Raw genomic sequence first — 7,540 nt, forward strand, 5'->3', positions numbered from 1 at the left:
AATCATCAAATAATTGATGTATTAACTGTAACAAGTTAGATAAAGAAGGCGTATCGAAAGATACGCCTTTTTATTTGCCTAAAATTCAGTGAAATTATAATGAAAGTTCAAATTAAAAATGTGAATATTAGGGAGAGAATATTCTTTGGAAGAAAAGAGTGGCGGAAGGTCATGGGAGTTGAACCCACCCGGGAACGCTGGCGTCCCCAACAGGATTTGAAGTCCTGCCACCTCACCGGAGATGACGACCTTCCGTTATTGAAATTGCGGTTACTTTAGCGTAAATTAGTTCGCAATTCAACGCCATTTTGAAATAGGAATTAAAAATGACCGCACTTTTTCAACAACTTCCTTCGGTAGATAAATTTTTAAAAACACCAGAAGGTGAAATGCTTTTAACTGAATTTGGTCATTCAGCCGTTGTACGTGAATTGCGCCAATTATTGTCTGAAGGACGCGAGTTTATCAAACAACACCAAAACTTACCGCACTTTTTTGCCGATCATCCTAGTACATTGCATTATTTACAAGAGCGATTAACTCAACAAAATCATGTGCAGATTAAATCAGTTCATAACTTAACGGGCACGGTATTACATACAAATTTAGGGCGAGCATTATGGGCTGAAAGTGCACAACAAGCGGCACTTCATGCGATGAAAGGTAACGTTGCGCTGGAATATGATTTGGAAGAAGGCAAACGCAGTCATCGAGATAATTATATTAGTGAACTACTTGCGCAACTCACAGGTGCAGAAGCTGCATGTATTGTGAATAATAATGCGGCAGCCGTGCTCTTGATGTTAGCCACCTTTGCAAAAGATAAAGAAGTGATTATTTCTCGTGGTGAGTTAATTGAAATCGGTGGCGCATTTCGCATCCCTGACATTATGGCTCAAGCAGGCTGTAAACTTGTTGAAGTCGGAACCACAAACCGCACACATTTGAAAGATTATCGTCAAGCAATCAATGAAAACACCGCCTTCTTAATGAAAGTACATTGTAGTAACTATCATATTAGTGGATTTACTGCTTCGGTTTCAGAACAAGAGTTGGTTGATCTTGGGCGAGAATTTGATATTCCAGTAATTACGGATCTTGGTAGCGGTGCATTGATTGAGCTAAGCCAATATGGTTTACCGAGTGAGCCGACAGTACAAGAAAAAGTTGCACAAGGCGTAAACTTGGTGTCATTCTCGGGCGATAAATTATTGGGTGGAACACAAGCTGGCATTATTGTTGGTAAAAAAGAGTGGATTGCTCAGTTACAAGCTCATCCATTAAAGCGTGTATTACGTTGCGATAAAGTGATTTTAGCCGGGCTTGAGGCAACATTGCGCCTTTATCTTCAGCCCGAAAAGCTTACTGAAACGTTGCCAACTTTGCATTTGCTTACCCAGTCAATGGATGTATTACAAGAAAAAGCGGAACAACTTAAAGCCTGTTTAGCAAACCGCTTAAAAGATTACCAGGTTGAGATTAAAGAAAGCTTTGCTCAAATTGGGAGTGGTTCCCAACCAATGGCAACGATTCCTTCTTTTGCGGTGACGATTGCCGAAAAAACAGAGGCAAAATTGACCGCACTTTTAGCAATATTCAAAGCGTTAGAACAACCAATAATCGGTCGTGTTGAGAAAGGAAAGATTTGGTTAGATTTACGTAGCGTGGCTGACTTTAAGGCATTATTAGATACGGTGGAAAAATTATGATCATAGTAACATCAGGGCACGTCGATCATGGTAAAACAGCCCTTTTAAAAGCACTGACAGGTACGAATACCGCTCATTTGCCGGAAGAAAAAAAACGTGGCATGACCATTGATTTAGGCTATGCCTATTTGCCTTTAAAAGAGAAAGTGCTTGGGTTTATTGATGTACCTGGCCATGAAAAGTTTCTCGCCAACATGTTGGCCGGGCTTGGTGGTGTGCATTATGCCATGCTTATTGTTGCAGCCGATGAAGGGATTGCCGCACAAACTAAAGAACACTTAGCTATTTTACGTCAGCTTCAATTTACTGAAATCATGGTAGTGATTACCAAGGCTGACCGAGCAACAAATGAGCAAATCGAGGCACTAAAAACACAAATTCAGACAGATTATCCATTCTTAGCTGAATCTCATTATTTTATTACATCGGCACAAACAGGCTTAGGCATTGATGCGTTACGTGATTATTTAGCCAATTTACCGGAATTAGCCGAAATAAATAAACCGTTTCGTTATGCTATCGACCGTGTCTTTAGTGTGAAAGGGGCTGGGACAGTAGTGACAGGCACAGCATTTGCAGGCTCAGTAACTATTGATGACGAACTTTTCCTTTCAACAGGACAAAAGGTTCGTGTTAAAAATATCCATGCTCAAAATACACCGAGTGAGAAAGGCTTGGCTGGTCAACGCTTAGCTCTCAATTTAAACGTTGATTTAGATCGTATTCCAATGCAGCGTGGCGATTGGTTGTTAGCCTCAGAACCACTTGAGCCAACCGATCGTATTACCATTGAAATTACGCCTGAAGTGAATTTGAAAGATAGTCAGCCTGTGCACATTTATCATGCAGCAAGCCGCACGACGGGTAAGCTTACCTTGCTTGAAAGCAAAAATGCAATGAAAAATGACCGCACTTTGGCGGAAGTCATTTTAGAGCAGTCATTATTTTTGGCCTTTGGGGATAAATTAATTTTACGTAGTGGCGATGCAAAAGTATTAATTGGTGGCGCCAAGGTACTCGAAATTCATTCACCAAAACGTTATAAGCGTACAGAGGCTCGTCTAGCGTTCTTGGCTAAACTTAATCAGGCTCAAACCGCCACACAACGCATCGGATTGACCTTACAAAAAGAGGCGGTTTCAGCTCAAGCGCTAATGTGGAGTGAGCAGCTAACTGAAAATCAACTGGCAGAAGCGTTAGCCGAAAATGGTGACATTCGTTTCCAAAATTGGTGTTTTAATCGTGATTATCAACGTGAAAAAACGCAGCAAATTTTGACCGCACTTGCTACCTATCATGAACAACATAATGATCAGCTTGGTTTGAGTAAAGCCCGTTTATACCGTATTGCGACTTTAAACCAACCAGAAAATCTGATTTATCATTTTATTGAAGAAATGCTTGATGAAGGTCAATTGCAGCAAACTCGTGGTTGGTTACATTTGCCTTCACACAAAATCCAATTTTCAGCTGAAGAGCAAACATTATGGCAAGCGGTGTTAGCAGAATTTGAAAAGGCGCATGGACAAGCCATTTGGGTGCGAGATATGGCAACAGCATTGGCGCAAGATGAAAGTGCTATGCGTAACTTTATGTATAAAGCGGGTAAGCTAGGTTACCTCACGCCAATCGTAAAAGATCGTTTTTTCCTGACAGAGAGCATTTATGCTTATGCTCGCTTAATTAAGGAAATGGCAGGCGAAGAAGGTAAAGTTGCTGTAAATGAATTACGTGATAAGCTTAATTTTGGTCGAAAACTGACAGTGCAATTGATGGAATATTTTGATCGTACTGGCTTTTTACGCCGTAAAGGCAATGATCATATTCTACGTGATAAAGACATATTTGATTTATAGGTAATACATGAGAAAGACATTCATCTCAGCCTTAATTTTAACCGCATTTTTTACGGTAACAGGTTGCGAAGATAAAGAAGCGAAAGCAACGATTGAGCAACAAACACAGACAATTGCGCAACTGACGGCAGAAAATACGCAATTAAAAGCTGAAAAAGAGAAGGCTGAGAAGGTTATTCCGGCAATTATTGCTCAAGATGATGTGATTTTTGATAAAGAGGAAACCATCAAATACCCTAAATTGGCCAAAGAAGATGAATATGTCCCTACTGAAGGTAAGCTTCATTACAGTATTTCTACATTAAAAACGAATATAGAGTGGTTAGATACACTACTTTTAGAACAAATTTCAAAAAATGCTGATGGCAAACCAAGAAGCCGCGAGCAGCTTATTGAGGATTACCAAAAAGCTTATGATGAAGCTAAAAAAGAAATGTTGGAATCTCCAATAATGGGGATAGATGAAACCTTAGATTTAGCATTTAGTCACCAAAGAGGTAAGCTTGCTGTATTTTTAATAAACTATTATAGCTATGGTGGTGGCGCTCATGGAGTTGGTGGTTATCATTATCTTAATGTTGATTTAGAAACGAAGAAACTGCTCTCATTTGATGATGTTTTTAAACCAAACCAGCAAGCTAAATTAAAAGAGTTGCTTTGGGAACGTTACACTCGATATGGTGAGATAAAGGATGAGGAAGCATTTACATCAAAAGATGCTTTTGAGGTGACTGATAATTTCTATTTAGATCATGATGGGATTCATTTTGTATATAACGTGTATGAAATTGCGTCTTATGCAGAAGGACCACAGGAGCTGGTTATTGAGTGGTGGAATGCCTCTGCGTTATTGAAGCCTGAATTTCTTCAGAAACAGTATTACCCCGTTTCGAGTAATACGGCAGAATAACAAAAGTGCGGTCAAAATTGGCCGCATTTTTATTGGCCTTTTTTCACCCAATATTTAAAAGGGGGGGCTTGGGTTTCACTCGCTAAAAGGGTATGTTCCATAAATTGGCAGAAGCTGGGAATATCGCGAGTCGTGGCAGGATCGTCCGCTAAAATAAGCAATACTTCACCTTCATTCATGTGGCGAATGTTTTTTCTCACGAGCATTACAGGTTCAGGACAACGTAAACCAACGGTATCAAGGGTTTTATTGACAGTAATTTCAGTCATTGTTATTTATCAGTTTTATTGAAATTGAGCTACATCATACAATAATTATGGGGAAATTTCGATAAATCCGCTATCAATGATAAACTACGCAACAAATTTACTTGAATAATGATTCCATGGCTGAATACCTTATCCCCAAAAGTGCGGTCGTTTTTGAAGAAGAAATTAAGAAAAGTCGATTTATCACGTATTTGCAACATACGGAAGGACTTGAACAAGCCAAAGCTTTTTGGGTAGAAATTAAATCGCAGCATCCCAATGCACGTCATCATTGTTGGGCCGCAGTGGCCGGCAAGCCAACGGATTCTCAACAATTAGGCTTTTCCGATGACGGTGAACCAGCAGGCACTGCAGGAAAACCGATGCTGTCGGCTTTACAAGGTAGCCAAGTTGGTGAAATCAGTGCCGTTGTTGTTCGTTATTATGGCGGCATTTTATTAGGCACTGGCGGTTTAGTTCGTGCTTATGGAAATGGTGTTCAGCAAGCTTTAAAATTATTAGAAACTGAACGAAAAGTAGAACGTCAGTTATTCCAAGTTCATTGTGATTATGCACAATTAAATTGGCTCCAAATTTTATGTGAACAGCATCAAATTGAAATTTATCAGCAAGATTTTCAAGTGCAGATTACATTACAGTTAGGCATTAGTGAAGATCAAATTAAACCTTTTGAACAAGCATTAATTGAGCGTTCGGCAGGAACGTTGAAATTAGAAGAAATGAATTAAGCGAGATATTGTGCATATTTTATCCATTATTCGGATTATCGGCATTTTAATTATGTGCTTTTCCGGCACGATGCTGATTCCAGCCTTTGTGGCGCTTATTTATGGCGATGGCGGCGGTAAAGCGTTTATGCAAGCTTTTGCATTGAGCTTAACCGTGGGCATGTTGCTTTGGTGGCCTTGTCATCACCACAAACAAGAATTGCGATCTCGTGATGGTTTCTTAATTGTGGTGGCATTTTGGTTCGTTCTAGGTGGGCTAGCAACCTTGCCATTGCTATTATTTGATTCACCTCATTTAACAGTGGCTTCCGCCGTGTTTGAAGCATTTTCCGGGTTAACAACCACGGGTGCTACCGTCATGACAGGGTTAGATAATTTACCGAAAGCCATTCTGTTTTATCGTCAATTCCTACAATGGTTAGGCGGGATGGGGATCATCGTGCTTGCGATTGCGATTATTCCTTTATTAGGTATTGGCGGAATGCAGTTATACCGTGCAGAAATGTCAGGCCCAATGAAAGATCAGAAAATTCAGCCACGGATAGCAGAAACGGCAAAGGCATTGTGGTTTGTTTATTTCTTTTTAACCATGTCTTGTGCTTTGGCTTATTGGCTAGCGGGTATGACACCATTCGATGCAATTACACATAGTTTCTCGACGGTATCCATTGGCGGCTTTTCTACTCATGATGCTAGCATTGGATATTTTAATAGCTCGGCGATTAATTTTATCACGGTCATTTTCTTGTGGATTTCGGCTTGTAACTTCGCATTGCACTTCAGAGCATTTTCGACCTTAGGACGAGAAAATATTTTGAAGATTTATACAAAAGATCCAGAATTCCGCTTCTTTATGAGTATTCAAATTTTGCTTATCGTGGTTTGTACATTGGTGATGATAAGCCATCAATATTTTGATTCCTCATGGCAAGATTTTGAGCAAGTCGTATTCCAAGCCGTATCGATTTCAACAACAACCGGCTACTCCACATCGAATTTCGCTGAATGGCCTTCTTTTGTACCGATGCTATTAATTATTGCTTCTTTTATTGGGGGTTGTGCAGGCTCAGTTGGTGGCGGTTTGCGTGTTGCGCGGATTTTAGTGCTATATCTTCAAGGTGCGAGAGAGCTAAAACGATTTGTTCACCCAAATTTAGTGTATCCAATTAAATGGGGTCAAAATGTCCTTGATGAACGTGTGATTGGGAGTATTTGGGCCTTTTTCTCTGCATATCTATTGGTATTTACTATTTGTTTATTAAGTGTGATTGCATGTGGTGTCGAACCTTTTGATGCATTTAATGCAGTGTTGGCAAGTATTAATAACCTTGGACCGGGATTAGGTTCAGTAAGCAGTAATATGACGGCGATGCCAGATAGTGCTAAATGGATACTAACTATTGCAATGGTATGCGGTCGTTTAGAAATTTTTACACTATTGGCGCTTTTCACACCGGCATTTTGGAAGGAATAATGAAAACATTAATTTTATATTCAAGCTGTAATGGGCAAACAAAAAAGATTGCTGAATTTATGGCTCAGTATCTTGAAGGCGAAGTGGTGGTTTCACCGCTAACGGAGGAACTGGATCTTCCATTTTTTGATCGGGTGATTATTGGTGCATCCATTCGCTATGGTCATTTTAATAAACAGTTGTACCATTTTGTGGAACGCCACCATGAATTGCTGAATGCAAAAAGTGCGGTCTTTTTTGGCGTAAATTTGACAGCGAGAAAAGAAGGAAAAGATACGCCAGAGGGAAATGCCTATGTGCGTAAGTTCCTTCAACGTATAAAATGGACGCCGGAAAAAGTCGGCGTGTTTGCAGGTGCATTGTTATATCCACGCTATAAATGGATTGATCGTGTCATGATCCAATTGATTATGAAAATTACAGGTGGTGAAACGGATACGACCAAAGAAATTGAATATACCGATTGGGGAAAAGTAAAGACATTTGCAGAAAGCCTGAATTCGTAGAATAAAACACCATAAAAATTGTGTTTTTTAGACGATTTGATTAAAAGATCTTCAACCAATAAAAAATTTACATTTTTTTACAAAAAGA

Annotated in this window: 7 protein-coding genes and 1 tRNA gene; 6 read left to right on the forward strand and 2 right to left on the reverse strand. The window is 39.7% G+C overall.

Features of this window, described 5'->3' with window-relative positions; genetic code table 11:
• Positions 1–159: 159 nt before the first annotated feature.
• Positions 160–254, reverse strand: a tRNA-Sec gene (locus HMPREF3020_RS05650).
• A 72-nt stretch (positions 255–326) separates the two neighbouring features.
• On the opposite strand from HMPREF3020_RS05650, the gene selA reads away from it, so the two are divergent.
• From selA to HMPREF3020_RS05665, 3 genes are read left to right on the forward strand one after another with little or no spacing between them, the layout of a single operon-like run.
• Positions 327–1,709, forward strand: a complete 1,383-nt coding sequence (gene selA / locus HMPREF3020_RS05655) for an L-seryl-tRNA(Sec) selenium transferase (RefSeq protein ID WP_070775826.1) — start codon at positions 327–329, stop codon at positions 1,707–1,709.
• Entirely contained in the window at positions 1,706–3,565 is a 1,860-nt protein-coding gene (gene selB, locus HMPREF3020_RS05660) for a selenocysteine-specific translation elongation factor (RefSeq protein WP_070775827.1), read from the forward strand. Before selA ends, selB begins: the two co-directional genes overlap by 4 nt.
• A gap of 7 nt (positions 3,566–3,572) precedes the next feature.
• A complete protein-coding gene (locus HMPREF3020_RS05665; protein WP_070775828.1) occupies positions 3,573–4,475 on the forward strand; it encodes an RsiV family protein in 903 nt (300 codons plus the stop codon).
• Between the two features lie 29 nt (positions 4,476–4,504).
• Here the strand turns inward: HMPREF3020_RS05665 and tusA are convergent, their stop codons facing one another.
• Complete coding sequence (gene tusA, locus HMPREF3020_RS05670; protein WP_070775829.1) at positions 4,505–4,744, reverse strand: sulfurtransferase TusA; 240 nt, start codon at positions 4,742–4,744, stop codon at positions 4,505–4,507.
• A gap of 116 nt (positions 4,745–4,860) precedes the next feature.
• On the opposite strand from tusA, the gene HMPREF3020_RS05675 reads away from it, so the two are divergent.
• The 3 genes from HMPREF3020_RS05675 to hemG are packed head-to-tail and all read left to right on the forward strand — an operon-like array spanning position 4,861 to position 7,452.
• The gene (locus HMPREF3020_RS05675; RefSeq protein WP_070775830.1) at positions 4,861–5,472 is read left to right on the forward strand and encodes a YigZ family protein; all 612 of its coding nucleotides are present in this window, start codon (positions 4,861–4,863) and stop codon (positions 5,470–5,472) included.
• Between the two features lie 10 nt (positions 5,473–5,482).
• On the forward strand, positions 5,483–6,946 hold the full coding sequence (locus HMPREF3020_RS05680) for a TrkH family potassium uptake protein (protein WP_070775831.1): 1,464 nt from the start codon (positions 5,483–5,485) through the stop codon (positions 6,944–6,946).
• The gene (hemG, locus tag HMPREF3020_RS05685) at positions 6,946–7,452 is read left to right on the forward strand and encodes a menaquinone-dependent protoporphyrinogen IX dehydrogenase (protein ID WP_070775832.1); all 507 of its coding nucleotides are present in this window, start codon (positions 6,946–6,948) and stop codon (positions 7,450–7,452) included. The genes HMPREF3020_RS05680 and hemG overlap by 1 nt, the downstream gene beginning before the upstream one ends.
• The last annotated feature ends 88 nt before the right edge of the window (positions 7,453–7,540 follow it).

The organism is Haemophilus sp. HMSC068C11 (assembly GCF_001815355.1).
Taxonomy (GTDB): Bacteria; Pseudomonadota; Gammaproteobacteria; order Enterobacterales; family Pasteurellaceae; genus Haemophilus_D.